We start from the raw sequence: 20478 nt of genomic DNA, 5'->3' as shown, positions 1-20478 counted from the left end.
GTAATTACAAAATAAAAAAATGGCCCAAAACAATATAAATTTAGCAGTACTTATAGACGGAGACAACATACCGTCTGCTCACGTTAAGGAAATGATGGAAGAAATTGCAAAGTATGGCAACCCAACTATTAAAAGAATTTATGGAGATTGGACGAGTCCGCATTTGTCTAAATGGAAAAATTTACTGTTACAAAATGCTATTACTCCTATACAGCAATACGCATATACTACCGGAAAAAATGCCACCGACTCTGCCATGATCATTGATGCGATGGATATTCTATATTCAGAAAAAGTAAATGGTTTTTGCTTAGTTTCTAGTGATAGCGATTTTACAAAACTAGCAACTCGATTAAGAGAAGCAGGTCAGCAAGTTATTGGTATTGGAGAGAAAAAAACTCCAACGCCCTTTATTGTTGCTTGTGATAAATTTATCTATATAGAAATTCTTAGAAAGCAAACCGAAAAGAAAGAAAGTGTTAGCACAAAAGAAAATGAAAAAGATAGCGTTGACAAAATAACGTCAAAAGTAATTAAACTAATCTCTTCTACTATTTCAGATTTATCTGATGAAGAAGGTTGGGCATTTCTTGGTGATGTAGGTAGTTTACTTCAGAAAAAACAACCTAATTTCGATTCAAGAAATTATGGTTTTGACAAATTAACTCCGCTTATTAAGTCTATTGGTAAATTTGACTTAGACCAAAGAGAAAACTCCAAGAGCAGACACAAATTAATTTTTGTAAAAAATAAATAGTTTAAGGTTTTACTTAAGCAATTGCCTTAAACCAATAATTAAAAAAGCAACAAATTAAGAAATTGCAATAATATCATATTATAAAGCACCTTTTCTTCTACTATAAAACTCTAGATCTTATCAACTAAATAAGAACTAGAGTTTTTTTTTATTCTTTTCATTTCAGTATTCAAAAGTGCCAACTTTTTTATCCGAAGAAAAAAATCTTTAATTTTAGTAAAATCTAATAGAAGAGAATTTAAATAAAAAGGTTGCTAATTTTTTTAATTGCTATTCTAAAAGTAATTTCGATTGCATTCTTGTAAATTATTTAACTATTTTATTTACACATATACCATATATTTGTAATTAAATTTAAGCATAAAAAAAATGAAAAAATTAACACTTGCACTTTTTACACTATTAGCAATTGCTTCTTGTACAAAAGAACATTCTAAAGAATACGTTTCTTTATCTGGTAAATTAGAAAATAACACAGATTCTATTCTAACAATTTCTAGTAGAACAGGTATCCTTAAAACAATTACAATTAATAAAGATGGTTCTTTTAAAGACACCTTAAAAGTGCCAAAAGTAGATGTTTATACATTTCAAACTAGTGCTCAAAAAAGAGCTCCATTATATTTAAAAAATGGGTTTGACATTACGGTAAAAGGTGATTCTGAAGAATTCATGAAAAGTTTCAAGTATTCAGGAGCTGGATCTTCTAACTCTAATTTTATCATTGCACAATTAGAACAAAGTGAGAATATAGGAAACCCTGCAGATCTTTTTGCTTTAGACCAAGAAGCTTTCGAAGCTAAAATGACCTCATTAAAAAAAGATTTTGATAGTATTTTATCGTCTTATGATGATTTAGATAGTTCTTTAGTAGATATGGCTTCTAAACAAAACACACAAATGTTTGAGTACTTTGAAAAAACGTATGTATCAAATAAAAGTATGGGAAAAGGAAACGTTTCTCCTAAATTTGAAAATTATGTAGATGTTAAAGGTGGTAAAAAATCTTTAGATTCTTTTAAAGGAAAATATGTATATATAGATGTTTGGGCTACTTGGTGCGGACCTTGTATTAGAGAAATACCTTCTTTAAAAAGTATAGAAAAAGAATTTCATAATAAAAATATAGAATTTGTTAGTATTTCTACTGACGAGTCTAGAAGAAGTGGTGGTTCTTGGGAAGCTGCAGAAAAAAAATGGAGAGACTTTGTAAAAGACAAAGAATTAAGTGGTGTTCAACTTTGGGCAGGACAAGATTTTAGTTTTCAGCAAGCGTATCAAATTTCTGGTATTCCAAGATTTATTTTAATTGATCCACAAGGAAATATTGTAGAAGCAAATGCACCAAGACCTTCAGATCCTAGATTAAAATCTTTATTAGAGTCTTTAGATAATATATAATTAAATATAAATTCCTAAAAAAGGCGAAATCTACATGTAGATTTCGCCTTTTTTTGTGCTTAGTAATAAGAGATTACTCTTTGTAAACTCCCATTGCAGCATATTTATCCATTCTTTGAGAAACTAAATCCGTATCATTTAAATCTTTTAACTCATCAAATGCAGTAAGAATTTGTTCTTGTACCGCTTTAAAAGCTCCTTCTCTATCAGTATGCGCTCCACCTATTGGTTCAGCTATAATTCCGTCAATTAATTTTAACTTCTTCATATCTGTACCTGTTAACTTTAATGCAGCAGCAGCTTGTTCTTTATATTCCCAACTTCTCCATAAAATAGAAGAACAAGATTCCGGAGAAATAACAGTATACCAAGTATTTTCCATCATATAAACTCTATCACCTACTCCAATACCTACAGCACCACCAGAAGCTCCTTCTCCAATAACAACTGTAATAATTGGTGTTTTTAAACGAGTCATTTCTAAAATATTTCTAGCAATAGCTTCTCCTTGTCCACGCTCTTCTGCTTCTAAACCAGGATATGCACCAGGTGTATCTAATAAAGTAACCACAGGAATACCAAACTTCTCTGCCATTTTCATTAAACGCAACGCTTTTCTGTAACCTTCAGGGTTTGCCATCCCAAAGTTTCTATACTGACGCGTTTTTGTATTGTACCCTTTTTGTTGACCAATAAACATAAAAGACTGATCTCCAATTTTACCCAAACCACCAATCATGGCTTTATCATCCTTTACATTTCTATCTCCATGAAGCTCCATAAAGGTGTTTCCGCAAATAGCTTTAATATAATCTAAAGTATAAGGTCTATTAGGGTGTCTAGATAATTGAACTCTTTGCCAAGGTGTTAAGTTCTTATATATATCTTTCTTAGCTTTGTCTAATTTCTTTTCGATTTTCTTACAAGTAGCACTTACATCTACATCACTTTCTTTACCAATTATTTGGCATTTATCTAGTTGATCTAAAAGCTCTTTAATAGGCATTTCAAAATCTAAATATTCCATATTGTAATTATTTGATTTTAGTTGTTTGAATAGACAAACATACTATAAAATTAGTTGTTTTTTTTAAAAAGAAGTTACTTTTTTCTAACAGTCTTTGCTTTAATTTTATTTCTTATCACCGTTTTATTCTTTATAATTCCGTTTAATAAAACTACAAAGAGTACTATAAATGCTCCAAAATAAAATTCTGGATTCATTTTTTCTTTTTCACCAAATATAAATAATGCTAAAACAATTGCATAAATAGGTTCTAAATTAATGGTTAGCATTACCGTATATGGCGATATATATTTCATTATTTTAACAGAAGCTATAAATGCATACGCCGTACAGATACTACTTAAAATTAAAAGGTATATCCAATCTGAAGTTGGAATTATAAAAAAAGAGACAGAGAAACCATTTGTAACTAAAAGATAAACAGTTATAAAAAGCACCCCAAAAACTAATTGATATAATGATATTGTATTTGCAGCATATTCTTTAATAAAAAGACCATTAAACACAGAGAACAATGCACTTAAAAAAGATGCAATTAACGCATAGATAATTCCTAATTTATATTGACTCTCAAAATTAAAGATGATATAAAGCCCAAAAATAACAATTAAGCCCAACACCATTTCTAATGGATTAATTCTTCTTTTATAGAAAATAGGTTCTATTAAAGCGGCAAAAAATGCACCAGTACTTATAGTTACTAGCGCAACAGAAACATTAGAAACCTTTATGGCTTTAAAGAAAAAAATCCAATGTAGGGCAATGATAACTCCTGTTACAAAGAACTTTAAAAGTCCTTTTTTGTCAACTTTAAATGATTTTTTTTTGATAATAAAATAAAGTACAATAAAAAGTACCGCTAAAGACATTCTGTACCAAACTAACGGTATGGCATCTAAGCTAATTAATGCGCCTAAAATTGCAGTAAACCCCCAAATAAAAACGATAAGGTGTAACTGTAAATAATTGTTTAACTTATTTTCTTGCATTATAGTAGAGATAAATAGCTACGCAGCCAAAAACAATATTCGGAAGCCAAACATACAGTAGAGAGTTAACACCAGCAACAGCACCTAAAACCTCAGCTATTTTCATTAAGAAAACGTACATAAACATGAGCCCAATTCCTATAGCCAAATTGACTCCAGTACCACCTCTTCTTTTTCTAAAAGCCAAAGCAACAGCAATAATTGTTAAAATATAAGAAGCTATTGGTAAGCTTGTTCTTTTATAAAACTCTACTAGATATGCATTTAAGTTTTTAACACCTCTCTTTTTAGAAACACCAATAAATTCTTGTAATTCTCCAGAAGGCATTTCTTGTGCTAAGGCAGATTTATAAATTAAATCTCTTGGTGTAAAGTTAAAAACAGTATCTATTTTACTCCCTGAAAATATACTATCTCTGTCTTTAAAAATTTTACGTAATTTCCAATTAGATAAGGTAAAAGTAGAAGTAGAATCGGTTTTTTTATAACTTATTCTATCAGCAACTAGTTTCGATTTCATTTCTATACCATCATATACTTCTGATGTAAAATCATAACCTGAATTAGATTCTGTATCAAAACTACGTATAAAGATGTAGGTGCTATCTGTAAGTTGCAAACTAAATTCTCTTACATATTTTAACTCGTGCTTTTGCCTGTTACTTTTAATATACTCTCTTTCAAACTTTTTTCTTTCCTTACTACTATTAGGAACCACAAAATGATTCATTCCTAAAGAAATAATTGTTACTAAACTAGCTCCAACAAAATAAGGATATAAAAAACGTGTAAATGAAACTCTTGCATTTGTAATGGCAATAATTTCGGTATTATTAGATAGTTTAGAAGTAAATAAAATTACAGCAATAAATAATGCCAAAGGCATAAATGTATTGGCATAATAGATGATAAAATTCTTGTAATATTCATCTATAATTTGGTACAATCCTAAATCTGCATGCTCTAAAAAGTTATCAATCTTTTCTGATATATCTATGGCAATAGCAATAGGAATCAAGATTAATAAGGTGAACAAGAAAGTTACCAAAAATCGTTTTAATATGTACCAGTCTATTATTTTCAAAAGCGTAGCTTTATTTTGTAATTTAGAATATGTAAATAATTACAAACGTTTATCCATTTGTTTTACCATCATATCTTTCCACTCTCTAAAATCTCCTGCTAAGATATGTTTTCTTGCTTCGCGTGTTAACCAAACATAGAAACCTAAATTATGAATTGAGGCAATCTGTTTTCCTAACATTTCTTTTGCTGCAAATAAATGGCGTAAATAGGCTTTAGAATACATGGTGTCTACTCCTGTAATTCCCATATCGTCTATTGGACTAAAATCTTCTGCCCATTTTTTATTTTTAATATTGATAGAACCGTGTGCTGTAAACAACATTCCGTTTCTAGCATTTCTTGTTGGCATTACACAATCGAACATATCGATACCTAAAGCAATATTCTCTAAAATGTTAATTGGAGTACCAACTCCCATTAAATACCTTGGCTTATCTTCTGGTAAAATTTCTGTAACAACCTCCGTCATTGCATACATTTCTTCCGCAGGTTCCCCTACTGAAAGTCCGCCAATTGCATTTGCTTGCTGACCGGAATTTGCAATATATTCTGCAGATTGTCTACGTAAATCTTTATACGTACTACCTTGTACAATTGGCATAAAAGTTTGCTCGAAACCGTATTTATAAGGTAATTTATCTAAGTGGTTGATACATCTCGTTAACCATCTATGTGTCATATGCATAGATCGTTTTGCGTAATTATAATCACAAGGATATGGAGTACACTCATCAAATGCCATAATAATGTCTGCACCAATAGTTCTTTGCGTTTCCATTACATTTTCTGGTGTAAAATGATGCGTAGAACCATCTATATGACTTTTAAACTTTACTCCTTCTTCGTTTATTTTCCTTCTTCCAGAAAGAGAATATACTTGGTAACCACCAGAATCTGTAAGAATATTTCTATCCCAATTCATAAACTTGTGCAAACCACCTGCTTTTTCTAAAATATCTAAACCAGGACGTAAGTATAAGTGATATGTATTTCCTAAAATAATATCAGGATTTATGTCGTTTTTTAATTCTGTTTGATGTACTCCCTTTACGGTTCCAACAGTTCCCACAGGCATAAAAATAGGAGTTTCTATTACTCCGTGATCAGTAGTTATTACTCCTGCTCTTGCCTTACTTTTTGGGTCGGTAATTTTTAAGTCGAATTTCAATCGTTTAATTTTTGATGATTTTTGTAACTATAATTAATTACAAAACTTTAGAACCTATATAACTATCTGGTTCTCTCATTTATTTATTTTTTTAAATAAATTCCATTTCATTGCCTGCAAAGATACTATTATTTAAGAATTGATAAATAAAATGAACTGTTATAAAAAAGGCAAAAAGTTAAGGATTTATTTTTGTTGGTTAAAATGTGCGTTAAGGATTGCAGTGGCATCCTTTTTTAATAGTATTTATGCTTTTTGCATACATGCTATTAAAAAAGATATAGCGTAAAGCCTGACCTACAAGGTAACGCCCAAAAAAGATTACCAGCGTTTCTTTTTAGAGGAAGCACCAGCATTATTTCTTTTACTTTTTGGTGATGATTTTCTAAAAGAAGCACTTTTTTTATTGAAATCGTTTTTAGTAGGAGCTGCTTTTTTCTTAGAAACTTGCTTTTTAGGCTTCTCTTTTACTACAGATGCTTCTTGTGTTTTTGATGAACTCGAAATCATTTTATTAATTTCTTTCATTTCTTCATCTGTTAATTCTCGCCAATCTCCAGATTGTAGATAACCAAGTTCAACATTCATTATTCTAGTACGTTTTAACTTAGTTACTTCGTAATCTAAGTATTCGCACATTCTACGAATTTGACGGTTTAACCCTTGCGTTAAAATGATTTTAAAAATTTTATCGCTTACTTTTTCTACCAAACATTTTTTGGTCATAGTACCTAAAATAGGAATTCCACTCCCCATTTTATCAATAAAATCATCTGTGATAGATTTATCTACAGAAACAAAGTACTCTTTCTCGTGATTGTTACCTGCACGTAGAATCTTGTTAACGATATCTCCATCATTTGTTAAAAAAATTAATCCTTCAGACGGTTTATCTAAACGGCCAATAGGAAATAATCTTTCTGGGTAATTAACGTGTTTTACAATGTTATTTGGTTCTCTATCATCGGTAGTAGAAACAATACCTACTGGCTTATTTAAAGCAATATATAGCGTAACATTTTTAGGCTCTACTAATCGTCCGTCTAACTTTACAACATCTTTTTTAGCAACTCGGTTTCCTAATTGAGTTGGTTTACCGTTGATGGTAACTCTACCTTCATTTATAAATTTTTCCGCCTCTCTACGAGAGCACATACCAGAAGAACTGATATATTTATTAAGGTTTGTCGATTTTTGATTTGTAGTATCCAAAAGAAAATAATTTTGTGCAAAAATACAAATTATTTAAAGGGATTACCGCACTTATTTTAAATTACAAAGCTATTTGTTTAATCTATTTTCTTTTTATTAAACCATTGACCAACAAAGTTTAGGTTTAAAGTAATTTTATGAAAGTTTTCTTGAATTAAATTGCTATCTAAAGTACCTTCTCTACCGTAAGAATAAGAAATATTAAAATTATCATTACTATATTTTTTCATTGGTAAACCTAGTCCAAAAGACACAAAATAACTATCTATTTGTTGGTTAGAAATTTTTAAAAAACCTGTATTATAATTAATACCTGCTCTATATTTTACGTTAGACCAATAATTATATTTTGTTGATGTAGACACATATTCTACTCCAAAAGCATAGATAGATTGGTCTGCATAACTTTCGTTATTTTGCGGTTGAGAAGTATCGCTCCAAAGTAATTTTCGGTAATCTAAACTTGTTGTAATTTTTTTATTGATCACAGAAGTAAGTCCTACTCCGTAGGAAAATGGCAGTTCAAAATTCTCTAAATCATTTTCTACATCTTCTTCGATACTTATTGAGGTTCCGTTAGAAGATGTTTTATAAGATGTTCTTGTTTGTGTTCCTCCTAAAGATGAAGGCAATTCTAACGTAGCTCCAATAGTATTTTCTAAACCTTTAATTGATGGTAATTTATATTGAAGACCGGTTTTTAATTTTACTCCGCCGTAATGATTTTGATCACTGATAGAAACTAAAGAACCTGTATACGCTATACTTTCTTGATTGATAGACCCAAAAAGAAAAGCTACATCTACACCTAAAGATAAATTTTTAATCACTTTAAAACCTGTAGATAAATAAAATTTATTTAAACCTCCTTCTCCTGTAATTCTAGTAACATAAGTATCTGCAGAACCTTCAATAGCATTTTCTACATCTATATTATACCCTGTTTTTGTATACGGAAGCAAACCAATACTCATACCCCAACCTTGTTTTATAGGAAACGCAATAGCAAGGTGAGAGATGTTTCCATTGGTACTACTTTCACTAACACTATTTGTTTGTAAGGTAGAATATGTACCATTTAAACCAAATTCATATAAAAAAGATTTTGGTAAAATACTACTTAAACTCGCTGGGTTAAATAAATTTATTTCAAACGGATTAGCTTGTGCAATACCTGTGTTTCCTAAACCGGTTAAACCTCCTGTAGCTGTTTTATTTTCTACACCTAAACCAAATAATGAATAGGGTGTATTTGTATTACTTTGGGCAAACAAAGCGTGTCCTGAAACTACTAATACTAGTAATAATATCTTTTTTCTCATCTTAATAGTTTAAATATTTTACTGATAACTTTACTTCTCTATTAGTACTTGCGTTATTTTCTATAACAATGTTATTTACTTCTTTAGAATAGTTTTCCGACTGAATCATTAAGGCATAATTTAAATCGGTGTCTGAATATAAAATTTGCTCTACAAATCCACTTAAATTAACGTAGTAATAAGTGTCTTCATTAAATTCATCTGTATCTTCTATTAAAATTGCAGAAGCTATATTACCATCTATATCCGTAAGTTGTTGTATAATTCTATTTTTATGATCTACAATATAAACCGACAAGTATTCTGGTAGCGGATTGTCATCACTATAACTTCCTTTTAACGGGTTAAAGGTTAATTCGGCACTTAAAGTAGCAGCATTTTCATACAATTCAGAAAGTTTTTTAATAGACGGCATCTCTATTCTCGCTGTAATTCCTGTTCCAGATTGTGCAAACAATAAATTATCTGTAGTTGTACTCAGTTTTATTTCTTCACCATCTTCAAAATCACCTAAAACCGTACTAGACAAATCTGATTTTATTTCATTAAACTGCTGTGCTGCTGAAGAAATTACAAAATCTATGTAATAATCATTATCTTCACTGTCATCATCATTTATAGAATAATACAATCGCATCATAGAATTCCCTGTACCTGTTGTAGTTTGTGCATTAAAACCTAAAACATGGCTACTTACAGAAGTATCTGGTGCAATTACCAATCCTTTAAAATATTGTAGAAAATCGTCTGTATTATTAATATCATTGTCTACAATTTTATCAAAAATTTCTTTTCCTAAAACGTCATCCATTTTAACAAATAAAGAATCTGTAGATTTATTAGGTCTTGGCGTAAATGAAAGTTGTCCTAAAATAGCAGCATCGTATTCTAAGGAAGATGTATTATAAAAACTAGTAGCATCGTCTTCTGGCTCTACTGTTTCTGTAATTCTATGTAGTGTATAGGTTTGTACTTTTGTAGTATCTCCATAATAGTAATTATCATAATTTAAAATCATCCCTATAGAATCATACACCGCATCTGTACTTATAGAAAAATTAGAGGTTATTAATTCTAGATAAGATTTTGCAGATAAAGTACCCAAGTTTTCATCTACCACATTACCTACTAAAATTCTATTAGTGTTAGAAGTAATTATAGAATCTAATTTAAAAGTCCCTGTTTTTATAGAAAATGTATCTAAAACTCTAACCTGAATAGTGTTTTCAATAAAATCACCTCCTACTTCATAAGTAGTATCGTCGGTAGCGCAAGACGCTAAAAAGACCATACCTATAATACTAAAAATTAAATACCTCATTTTACTTTTTCAAGCAAAAATATTAGGAGAGCCGTCATCAGAAATCATAAAATATATAAACAGTCTTTTTTTATAGACTTACCACTAAAAAACACCGTTAAACCCTATAATTAACACCTTTTAAGAAAATTAACATTTGGTTTACATGTTTATCTATAAAATACCCTTGTTTGTCTATTTTGTAATGTTAGCTATTTATTAGCTTTTAAGTTTGCCTAATAATTAAGCAAATGAATAAATTAAATCTAATGAGAAAAACAAATTTAATACAAAGGAGTAGTATGCTCTTTTTAGCAACATTAATAATGTCTCTATTTTTTATAGGGTGTAGTGATGATGACGATGATGATGAGTACGGAAACTGGGTGGAGAGTTCTACTTTTGATGGTGATTCTAGAGCGAATTCTGTAAGTTTTACCATTGGTTCTAAAGGGTATTTAGTAACTGGTTATGATGGTGATGATTATTTAGCTGATACTTGGGAGTATAATTCTGATAGTGATTACTGGGTAAAGAAAGCTGCATTTCCTGGTACTGCAAGAAGTGGTGCTGTTGGTTTTACTATAAACGGTAAAGGATATTTAGGTACTGGTTATGACGGTGTAGATAAATTAAATGATTTTTGGGAATATGACCCAACGTCTGACACTTGGACTCAAAAAGCAGATTTTGAAGGTACTGCAAGATATGGTGCTATTGGTTTTGCTATTGGTAATGATGGATATATTGGAACCGGGTATGATGGTAGTGAGCAAAAAGATTTTTGGAAATACGATGTTGCTTCTAATACTTGGGAACAATCTGTAGGTTTTGGTGGACAAAAGCGTCAGAATGCCTCTGTTTTTACTATAGATGATGTTGCTTATATTGGTTTAGGAATTCATAATGGTGGTTACGAAGAAGATTTTTATGCTTTTAACGGAACTACCTGGACACGTTTAACAGATTTAGATGATGACGAAGATGATGATGACGATTATAGCATTCTTTTAAGCAGTGGTGCAGCATTTTCTTTAGACGGAAAAGGATATGTAACTACTGGTATTGCTGGTTCTATCAACACCAATGCTTGGGAATATAGCCCTGCAACAGATACTTGGGAAGAATTACCTGTATTTGAAGGATCTGCAAGACAAAACGCATCTACTTTTACTTTTGATACAAAAGCATTTGTATTAATGGGTAGAAGCGGTAGTTATTATTTTGATGATGTTTGGGAGTTTAGACCTTATGAATTAGAAAATGAAGATGATTAACACTTCTTACTTTTAAAAATATATTTAAGGTTGAAAATTAAGCTACTTATTCCTAGTAACTTAATTTTCAACCTTTTTTGTGATAAAAACAACAGTTTATTGGGAGAGTTTTAAGAAACGTCTCATATAATTTTGCATTTGTTAAATAATGAAAACATTGAGTCCTTTATTAAAAAAAAATAACACCATAATAATTGTCCATTGTCTTATATGGATTTTCTTTTTGGTGATAACCGCCATTCAGTCTTATGCTAGACTAAGCACAATTCCGAATGAGTTTTATATTTTAAACTTCACTTTTATTGCTGTTTTTTATTTGAATTATTTAGTGTTAATCCCTAAATTTTTACTGAATAAAAAAATTATTTTATACCTTCTAATTTCATTAGGAATTATATTTTCTATAACTTTTATAATAAAATTCTGTTTAAAATTTTCTTTAAGACCACCTTTTCCGGAAGGCCAATTTAATCCTAAATTTAGAGGACCTAGAGAAAGTAATTTCAATTTAAGACCACCTATTTTACTGCTGATATTTTTTGCTTTAAGTACTTGTGTAAAGCTAGTTGCAGAATGGTATAAATCTGAAAAAGAACGAACTATTGCCGCTTCTCAAAAAGTAAATTCTGAATTATCATTTTTAAAAGCACAGTTAAATCCTCATTTTTTATTCAATACATTAAATAGTATTTATTCTTTAGCTAATAAGAAATCTGATGACACTACCGTTGCCATTGTAACTCTTTCGGAACTCATGCGATATATGATTTATGAGGCCAATGAAAACTATATATGCCTAGAAAAAGAAATAGAATACATAAAAAATTATATCTCTTTACAGTTATTACGATTAAAGGATTCTAGTGGTGTAAAAATAAACGTGCATGGAAATTTAAACTACAGAATAGAACCTCTACTACTTATTTCTTTTATAGAAAACGCATTTAAATACGGAACAGATTATAAAGGAAAAACAGATATTACTATTAAAATTTCTACCAATGATGATCAATTACATTTAAATGTTTATAATTTATCATCACTACAAAACGCCTTAAACAAAGACTCTGGTATTGGTTTAGAAAACATACAAAACAGATTGAATTTATTGTACCCAAACGCGCATACTTTAGAGATTACGAATACTAAAAAATCATTTGAAGTAAATCTAAAAATCAACTTAAAAAAATAAAAAATGAAGTGTATAATTATTGATGATGAACCGCTAGCATTAGAATTATTAGAAGACTTTATTTCTAAAGTTCCGTTTTTAGAATTAATAGGTTCTTGCTCTAGTGGATTTGAAGCAACAACTATTTTACAATCACAAAAAATAGATTTAATTTTTTCTGATATAGAAATGCCAGATTTTTCTGGTATCGATTTTATAAAATCTTTAGACAACAAACCACTATTTATCTTTACAACTGCATACTCGCACTATGCCGTGGAAGGTTTTAACTTAAATGCCATCGATTACCTAGTAAAACCGATTCCTTTTCATCGTTTTTTAAAAGCGGCAACAAGAGCACAAAGTTTATTGAAGTCTAAAACGGAAGAAGAAACACTTGTTACAACCTTAGAAACAACTCCTGAGTTTATTTTTGTAAAATCTGAATATGAGAATTTAAAAATAAACTTAGCAGACATAAAATATATAGAGTCGTTAAAAGATTATATTAAAATTCATACCCATAGAGAAAAACCTATATTAACACTTAGCAGTCTTAAAAGTTTTGAAGAAAAATTAGGTAAAGTGAATTTTATCCGTGTTCATAAATCCTACATTGTTTCTATAAAACACATTTATTCTGTGCAAAGAAATAGAATTATTATTGATAATAACTGGATACCTATTGGATTAAATTATAGAGACGATTTTATCAAAAAAATTGATAATTAATATTACAATTCTATTGTTCTAAAAGTTAAATTAATTCTAGGTGAATTTACCTTTTTGGTTGGTGGTAATCTGTGTAGCCAATTGGTTTGTGTTCCTTTTTTCATAACCAATAAACTCCCTTTTTCTAGAATAATATCTATTCTTTGTTTGTTCTCTTTGTGTTTAAAAGAAAACTTACGATCTGCTCCTAAAGATAAAGAAGCAATAGCTCCGTTTTCCTTTAGCATTTTTTCTCCATCGGAATGATACGCCATTCCTTCATCACCAGAATGGTATAAATTTAACAAGCAAGAATTATACGTTTCACCACTCTCCTGCTCTACGATTTCTTTAAGAGCTAACAATTCTTTTGTAAAAATATTGGCGGTTTTTGTTATCTTAGAATAGGTATACGAATATTCAGACTCTCCGTACCAAGCTACTTTTCTTTTGGTCAATATCTTTTTACCAAAAATAATTGCTTCATCATTTTTAAAGTTAATGGTTTCCATTAATTTCTGATAATAAAACGCACATTGTTTTTTATCCAGAATTATTCCGTGATAATTTGTAACTCCATCATAAGGTAAAATATTTTGTATTGTTTCTGAAGAAAATAAATCCATGAAATAAAAATACAATTTTAACTTGAATTGATTACTTTTAAAAAGTCAAAAAAGAAAACCAATAATTTACATGCACAATAACTTGATAATATTAGCTGGCGGAGCCTCTTCTAGAATGAAGAAACCAGCAACTTCTAAAACCATAGATTCTATTGAAACTGCACAAGCTAACAACAGAAGTAAAAGTTTAATTAGCTTAGATAAAACAGGGAGACCGGTATTAGATTATCTGTTATATAATGCAAAAAAAGCGGGTTACAAAAACATCTATATTGTTATCAATGAAAAAGGAGGTTTGTTTAAAGAGTTCTACGGTAGTAAAGATAAAAATAACGATTTTAACGGATTAAACATTTCTTTTCCAATACAGTATGTTCCTAAAAACAGAGAAAAACCTTTTGGTACTGCAGACGCACTTTTACAAGCTGTAGAACAATTTCCCCAATTGAATAATCAATTTTATACGGTTTGTAATAGCGATAATTTATACTCTACAGAAGCACTTTATACATTAAGAAAAACTGAACACAAAAATGCTTTTATAAGTTATAATAGAGATGCTTTAGAATTTCCGTTAGAACGAATTTCTAAATTTGCATTGACAAAATTAGATGCTGAAAATAACCTCATCAACATTCTTGAAAAACCTTCGAAAGAAGAGGTGCCTAATTTTTATGACAGAGACGGAAAGCTAAGAGTGAGTATGAATATTTTTAAATTTGATGGCAAAGAATTTTATCCATTTTTAAAAAATTGTCCCGTGCACCCTATTAGAAATGAAAAAGAAATGCAAAGCTCTCTTTTAAATTACATTACAGAAACTATAAATAAAGTTGTAGGAATTCCGCTTTCGGAACACGTACCAGATTTATCTTCTAAAGATGATATTGCGATTGTAAAAGCATATCTAAAAAACCATTATGCTACCTTAGATTGGACTTCTATATAAGAAAATTGATAGTTACTAAACAATTAAACATTTTAAAAGAAGGCTCTCAATTAGAATAAGTATCATCAATAAAATAGAAAAAAATGATCTCGACACATTTTATTATCTATAAATAATTGGAATTACATTGTAACATATTAATTTAAACTAAAAACACAATTCAGACAAAAACATTCATAGAACATACACAAAATCAACTTTATAATATTCACAAAAAAACATCTCTACAAGTAATTATTATAGGGTTATTACACCTTTTTAAATATACTTATGTTTAAATTATACATATTATTGCATATTATGGATAAAATTTTACTCAGTTATATTTATAAGTTTGCTTAATGTCTTTTATGACCAATATGTTAGTAGCAGAAGAAGCTTAAAAATTATCTTATTTTTTTGACTTCATTTAATATAAAAACAATTAACTAAAAAATATTTTATGCAGCAATTTGAACAGTATATCAACGGAAAATTTGTAAAATCTACCTCTACAGAAGTAATTGAAATTTTAAATCCTTGTACCGAAGAGGTGTTAGCTTTAATGCCTATTGGAAGTGTAAAGGATGCTCAATTAGCTTTAGAAGCAGCACAAGCTTCTCAACATGCATGGAAATCTCTTCCAGCAATTCAAAGAGCTAACTATTTAAATAAAATGGCTAATGTAATTCGTGAGAATAGAATTTTCTTGGCAAAAACGTTAGCAGCAGAGCAAGCAAAAGTAATGGGTTTAGCACAAGTAGAAATTGATGTTACCGCAGATTACTTTGACTATTATGCAGGTTTTGCAAGAAGAATAGAAGGAGAAATTATACAAAGTGACCGTGCTAAAGAGCATATCTTTTTACACAAAGCACCTATTGGTGTTGCTGTAGGTATTTTGCCTTGGAACTTTCCGTTCTTTGTAATGGCTAGAAAAGTTGCTGGTTCTTTAATTACCGGAAATACATGTGTAATAAACCCAAGTTCTATTGCACCAAATACGGTAATGGCATTTGCTAAATTAATAGAAGCAATACAACTTCCTGCAGGTGTATTAAACTATGTTTGTGGTAAAGGTAGTATTGTTGGTAATGCACTTTCTAAAAGTCCTATTACTGGTATTATTAGCTTAACAGGTAGTGTTGGTGCTGGTCAAATGGTTATGGAAGCTGCATCTAAAAACATTACTAAAGTTTCTTTAGAGTTAGGTGGTAAAGCGCCAGCTATTGTATGTGCAGATGCTAATTTAGAATTGGCTGTTAATGCTGTTGTTACTTCTAGAATTACCTTTAGCGGACAAGTATGTAACTGTGCAGAACGTTTATATGTAGAAGAGTCTATACATGATCAATTTTTAGATATGGTTGCAGCAAAAATGAAAACTTTAAAAGTAGAAGATGCTTTTTCTGAGAATAACCCAGATATGAGTGCTTTGGTTTCTAAAGCGCAATTGGATAAAGTTTCTGAAATGGTAGAATATGCTAAAAAAGAAGGTGCAGAAGTTGTTGTAGGAGGAACTAGAACTCCTGGATTTGATAAAGGTTATTTTTACCAACCAACTTTATTAACCAACGTAACTCAAAACATGCAAATTATTCAAGAAGAAGTTTTCGGACCAGTTTTACCTGTGATGAAATTTAGTACTCTTGACGAAGCAATTGCTTTAGCAAATGACTGTGAATTTGGATTAACATCATCTATATTCTCAGAAAACTTTAACAAAGTAATGCATGCTGCAGAAGAATTACAATACGGAGAAACGTACATTAACAGAGAGCATTTTGAAGCAATTCAAGGTTTCCACGCTGGTTGGAAAAAATCTGGTTTAGGTGGTGCAGATGGTAAACATGGAATGGAAGAATATTTACAAACAAAAGTTATCTATGCTCAATATAGGTAGTATTTCATAATATTACAAAAGCACTTTTAATTTAAAGATCTCCCCCCAATATAGATCTTTTAAAAGTGCTTTTTTTATACACACAACAAAACTTTATTTATGGCTGAGTCAAAAAAAATCCCCGTAGTTTCCAAGGAAGTTTTAATTCCTTTCATCATCATTACCTCTTTATTTTCACTCTGGGGTTTTGCCAATGATATTACAAATCCCATGGTTGCTGCGTTTGGTACCGTTATGGAAATATCTACTGCAAAAGCTGCTTTAGTACAACTTGCCTTTTATGGTGGGTACGCAACAATGGCAATTCCTGCTGCTTTATTTGTAAGAAAATACAGCTATAAAAAAGGAATTCTTTTAGGATTAACATTATACGCAATTGGAGCTTTATTATTTTTTCCGGCAGCGCAATTTGAAGTCTTCGGTTTCTTTTTAGGATCACTTTATATTTTAACATTCGGATTGGCGTTTTTAGAAACCACAGCAAATCCGTATATCCTTTCTATGGGTGATGAAAGAACGGCTACACAACGTTTAAATTTAGCACAAGCTTTTAATCCTATTGGGTCTTTATTCGGAATGTTTGTAGCATCTAAATTTATTTTGGTCGCTTTAGATTCTGATAAAAGAAATGAAGCAGGTGAGTTAATTTTTAGTACACTAGATGAAGCTCAAAAAGCAATTATTAGAACACACGATTTAGCTATTATTAGAAATCCATATGTAATATTAGGTTTTGTTGTAATAGCAATGTTGGTTTTAATTGCAGTTACTAAAATGCCTAAAAGAAACACTAATGCAACGTACTCTAGTGCCGCAGATTCTTTTAAAAGATTGTTTAAAAACGGAAAATACAAAGAAGGTGTTTTAGCACAAATGTTTTATGTAGCAGCACAAATTATGTGTTGGACATTTATTATCCAGTATGCCGGAAACTTAGGAATCCCTAAATCTACAGCGCAAAACTTTAATATTGTTGCCATGTCTATTTTCTTAGGAAGTAGGTTTATAAGTACTTTTATGATGAAATACATCAACGCAAAAAAACTACTAATGATTTTCGCACTTGGTGCAATGGTTACCACTGCCGGAGTTATTTTAATTGAAGGAATGGCTGGTTTATATATGCTAGTTGCAACCTCAGCATTTATGTCTTTAATGTTCCCTACAATTTACGGAATTGCTTTAGACGGATTAAGTGAAGAGGATTCGGCTCTTGGAGCTGCAGGTTTGGTTATGGCAATTGTAGGTGGCGCTTTAATGCCAATATTACAAGGTTCAATGATAGATATGGAAAAAATTGGTCCATTTACGGGAGTCAACTTTTCATTTATTTTACCTTTTATCTGTTTCTGTTTTATAGCACTTTATGGATACAGAACAATGAAAATTTATAAATAAAAAAATGGAAATAAAAATAAACCCTAAATATCCTTCTGTAACAGATTTAAGAAAAAGAGCAATGGTTAAAATGCCAAAATTTGCTTTTGAGTATTTAGATGGTGGATGTAACGAAGATATTAATTTAGATAAAAATCGTACTGACCTTCAGAAAATAGAGTTAATGCCTCAATATTTATCAAAGTTTGATAAATCTAATTTAAAAACAGAATTATTTGGTCATGAATATGATGCCCCTTTTGGAATTTCACCAGTTGGACTTCAAGGGCTAATGTGGCCAAATTCTCCAGAAATTTTAGCAAAAGCAGCCTTTGATCATAATGTTCCTTTTATCTTAAGTACTGTTACTACTTCTAGTATTGAGCGCGTAGCAGAATTAACAGAAGGAAAATCTTGGTTTCAATTATACCATCCTGCAGAAGAAAGTGTTAAAAGAGATTTGTTAGATAGAGCTGCAAATGCAGGAACAGATGTCTTAGTTATTTTAGCAGATGTACCTACATTTGGTTATAGACCAAGAGATGTTAGAAACGGCTTAGCAATGCCTCCATCTATGAGTGTAAAAAATATTCTTGAAGTATTTAAAAAACCAGATTGGGCTATACAGACTTTAATTCATGGACAACCTGCTTTTAAAACCATGGAAAAGTATATGCCTAAAGGATTAAATTTAAAAAAATTAGGTGAATTTATGGATGTAACTTTTTCAGGTCGATTAAATGAAGACCGAATTGCTTCTATAAGAGACCAATGGAAAGGTAAATTAGTCATAAAAGGTGTTGTAAATGAAATGGATGCACAAAAAGCCATTAACTTAGGTGTAGATGGATTAATTGTATCTAATCATGGAGGAAGGCAACTAGACGCTGGTCAATCTTCTATTGTACCAATGACGCATTTGGCTAAAAAGTTTAAGAATGAAATAAAAATAATGGTCGATTCAGGCCTGCGTGGAGGTCCAGATATTGCAAGAGCGATGGCTAACGGAGCAGAATTTACATTTATGGGACGTAGTTTTATGTATGGTGTTGGTGCATTAGGAAAAGAAGGTGGTAACCATACCATTTCTTTAATGAAACGAGAATTTCAGCAAGTTATGGAGCAATTATGCTGCGAACATGTTAAAAACTTGCCGAACCATTTAATAAAATAGCAAACAATAATGACTACATTTTTCTTATACTAATATTTTATTTTTTTAATTATAACAGAAATTTAGTACCTTTATTAGGGTATTAAATTTCTGTTTTTTTATACAAAATATTTTTTTCATGAAATTACACCGCTTAGATAGAAGCAGTATTAGTAATAGCTCTTTAACTACAAAAGTAAATGAATACCCTTATTTTTTAAAAATATGGCATTATCATGCCGAATTCGAATTAGTGGTGATCTTAAAAAGTGAAGGTACTTGTTTCATTGGTGATAGTATTGAAAAGTTTAATGTTGGAGATGTAATCCTAATTGGTAAAAACCTACCTCACATGTGGGTGAATAGTGATGATTATTTTAATCAAAACGCCACCAAATTAGTAAAAGCTATTGCGATTCATTTTAAGCAAAACTATTTGGGAGATTCATTTTTTGAAGCTTCAGAAATGAAGCATATATTAGCCCTTTTTGAAAGAGCTAAGTATGGTATAAAGTTCTTAAATGTAGATACTAGCCTTATCACCGATATTAAAAAAATGCTTGATTTAGAAGGATTTAATAAAACAATCTCATTTTTAATTATATTAGATAAACTAGCAAAACACACATCTACAAAAAAATTAGCCAGTGATGGGTTTGTTAATTCTTTTAAATCTACTAAAAGTGATATACAAGATAAAGTACAAGCTTACATATTTAAAAACTTCAATAAAGAAATTAATTTAGAAACCGCTGCTTCTATTGCTAACATGAATACAGCTGCTTTTAGTCGCTATTTTAAACGTATAAATAAAAAAACGTTCTCTAGATACGTTACAGAAATAAGAATAGGATACGCTTGTAAAATGTTAATGGAAGACAAATTTAATATTGCCGGAATTTGTTATGAATCTGGCTTTAAAAATATATCTAATTTTAATCGTCAATTTAAAATAGTGATGAATGCCACTCCTTCTAACTATTTAAAAAAGTATAGATCCAAAATTTCCGGGCAGTAATTAATTAGTGCTAACGTTATTTCATTAGCTTTTACAATATATAGTGTTAAAC

The 20478-nt window shown here is 30.2% G+C and carries 18 protein-coding genes; 10 read left to right on the top strand and 8 right to left on the bottom strand.

Annotated features, from left to right (window positions below):
- The first annotated feature begins 19 nt into the window (after positions 1 to 19).
- Positions 20 to 757 carry an NYN domain-containing protein gene (locus tag H0I27_RS05945; RefSeq protein WP_218732939.1) on the top strand — a complete coding sequence of 246 codons (738 nt, stop codon included), beginning with the start codon at positions 20 to 22 and terminating at the stop codon, positions 755 to 757.
- 369 nt (positions 758 to 1126) lie between these two features.
- Positions 1127 to 2158, top strand: a complete 1032-nt coding sequence (locus H0I27_RS05940) for a TlpA disulfide reductase family protein (RefSeq protein WP_218732938.1) — start codon at positions 1127 to 1129, stop codon at positions 2156 to 2158.
- A gap of 73 nt (positions 2159 to 2231) precedes the next feature.
- Here H0I27_RS05940 and H0I27_RS05935 read toward each other — a convergent pair whose 3' ends face one another.
- The 7 genes from H0I27_RS05935 to H0I27_RS05905 form a co-directional block, all read right to left on the bottom strand.
- On the bottom strand, positions 2232 to 3185 hold the full coding sequence (locus tag H0I27_RS05935) for an acetyl-CoA carboxylase carboxyltransferase subunit alpha (RefSeq protein ID WP_218732937.1): 954 nt from the start codon (positions 3183 to 3185) through the stop codon (positions 2232 to 2234).
- A 74-nt stretch (positions 3186 to 3259) separates the two neighbouring features.
- Entirely contained in the window at positions 3260 to 4174 is a 915-nt protein-coding gene (locus tag H0I27_RS05930) for a DMT family transporter (protein ID WP_218732936.1), read from the bottom strand.
- Positions 4161 to 5258, bottom strand: coding sequence for an LptF/LptG family permease (locus H0I27_RS05925; RefSeq protein ID WP_218732935.1), 1098 nt, complete (start codon positions 5256 to 5258; stop codon positions 4161 to 4163). The genes H0I27_RS05930 and H0I27_RS05925 overlap by 14 nt, the downstream gene beginning before the upstream one ends.
- A gap of 39 nt (positions 5259 to 5297) precedes the next feature.
- Positions 5298 to 6428: a tRNA guanosine(34) transglycosylase Tgt gene (gene tgt / locus H0I27_RS05920; protein ID WP_218732934.1), complete on the bottom strand. Its 1131-nt coding sequence runs from the start codon at positions 6426 to 6428 to the stop codon at positions 5298 to 5300.
- Between the two features lie 321 nt (positions 6429 to 6749).
- Entirely contained in the window at positions 6750 to 7640 is an 891-nt protein-coding gene (rluF, locus tag H0I27_RS05915; RefSeq protein ID WP_218732933.1) for a 23S rRNA pseudouridine(2604) synthase RluF, read from the bottom strand.
- Between the two features lie 77 nt (positions 7641 to 7717).
- A complete protein-coding gene (locus H0I27_RS05910; RefSeq protein ID WP_218732932.1) occupies positions 7718 to 8962 on the bottom strand; it encodes an outer membrane protein transport protein in 1245 nt (414 codons plus the stop codon).
- Position 8963: 1 nt separating this feature from the next.
- Entirely contained in the window at positions 8964 to 10283 is a 1320-nt protein-coding gene (locus tag H0I27_RS05905) for a DUF4270 family protein (RefSeq protein ID WP_218732931.1), read from the bottom strand.
- 248 nt (positions 10284 to 10531) lie between these two features.
- Between H0I27_RS05905 and H0I27_RS05900 the strand changes: the two genes are divergently transcribed.
- The 3 genes from H0I27_RS05900 (at position 10532) to H0I27_RS05890 (ending at position 13442) form a co-directional block, all read left to right on the top strand.
- Positions 10532 to 11539: a kelch repeat-containing protein gene (locus H0I27_RS05900; protein WP_254712619.1), complete on the top strand. Its 1008-nt coding sequence runs from the start codon at positions 10532 to 10534 to the stop codon at positions 11537 to 11539.
- 148 nt (positions 11540 to 11687) lie between these two features.
- Positions 11688 to 12731, top strand: a complete 1044-nt coding sequence (locus tag H0I27_RS05895; RefSeq protein WP_218732930.1) for a sensor histidine kinase — start codon at positions 11688 to 11690, stop codon at positions 12729 to 12731.
- Positions 12732 to 12734: 3 nt separating this feature from the next.
- The gene (locus H0I27_RS05890) at positions 12735 to 13442 is read left to right on the top strand and encodes a LytTR family DNA-binding domain-containing protein (protein WP_218732929.1); all 708 of its coding nucleotides are present in this window, start codon (positions 12735 to 12737) and stop codon (positions 13440 to 13442) included.
- 2 nt (positions 13443 to 13444) lie between these two features.
- Here H0I27_RS05890 and H0I27_RS05885 read toward each other — a convergent pair whose 3' ends face one another.
- Complete coding sequence (locus H0I27_RS05885; RefSeq protein ID WP_218732928.1) at positions 13445 to 14047, bottom strand: alpha-ketoglutarate-dependent dioxygenase AlkB; 603 nt, start codon at positions 14045 to 14047, stop codon at positions 13445 to 13447.
- A 70-nt stretch (positions 14048 to 14117) separates the two neighbouring features.
- On the opposite strand from H0I27_RS05885, the gene H0I27_RS05880 reads away from it, so the two are divergent.
- The 5 genes from H0I27_RS05880 to H0I27_RS05860 all read left to right on the top strand — a co-directional run bounded on the left by H0I27_RS05880 (position 14118) and on the right by H0I27_RS05860 (position 20426).
- Positions 14118 to 14996: a sugar phosphate nucleotidyltransferase gene (locus tag H0I27_RS05880; RefSeq protein ID WP_218732927.1), complete on the top strand. Its 879-nt coding sequence runs from the start codon at positions 14118 to 14120 to the stop codon at positions 14994 to 14996.
- 442 nt (positions 14997 to 15438) lie between these two features.
- The gene (gene aldA, locus H0I27_RS05875) at positions 15439 to 16878 is read left to right on the top strand and encodes an aldehyde dehydrogenase (RefSeq protein ID WP_218732926.1); all 1440 of its coding nucleotides are present in this window, start codon (positions 15439 to 15441) and stop codon (positions 16876 to 16878) included.
- A 99-nt stretch (positions 16879 to 16977) separates the two neighbouring features.
- Positions 16978 to 18276: an L-fucose:H+ symporter permease gene (fucP, locus tag H0I27_RS05870; protein WP_218732925.1), complete on the top strand. Its 1299-nt coding sequence runs from the start codon at positions 16978 to 16980 to the stop codon at positions 18274 to 18276.
- Between the two features lie 4 nt (positions 18277 to 18280).
- Positions 18281 to 19429 (top strand): alpha-hydroxy acid oxidase, encoded by a 1149-nt coding sequence (locus H0I27_RS05865; protein ID WP_218732924.1) that lies wholly within the window; start codon positions 18281 to 18283, stop codon positions 19427 to 19429.
- A 118-nt stretch (positions 19430 to 19547) separates the two neighbouring features.
- A complete protein-coding gene (locus H0I27_RS05860; RefSeq protein ID WP_218732923.1) occupies positions 19548 to 20426 on the top strand; it encodes an AraC family transcriptional regulator in 879 nt (292 codons plus the stop codon).
- Positions 20427 to 20478 lie beyond the last annotated feature (52 nt).

Source organism: Polaribacter sp. HaHaR_3_91 (genome assembly GCF_019278525.1).
Classification (GTDB): Bacteria; Bacteroidota; Bacteroidia; order Flavobacteriales; family Flavobacteriaceae; genus Polaribacter.
The sequence above is the reverse complement of the archived record's forward strand: the minus strand, read 5'-3'. Positions and strand labels throughout refer to the sequence as shown.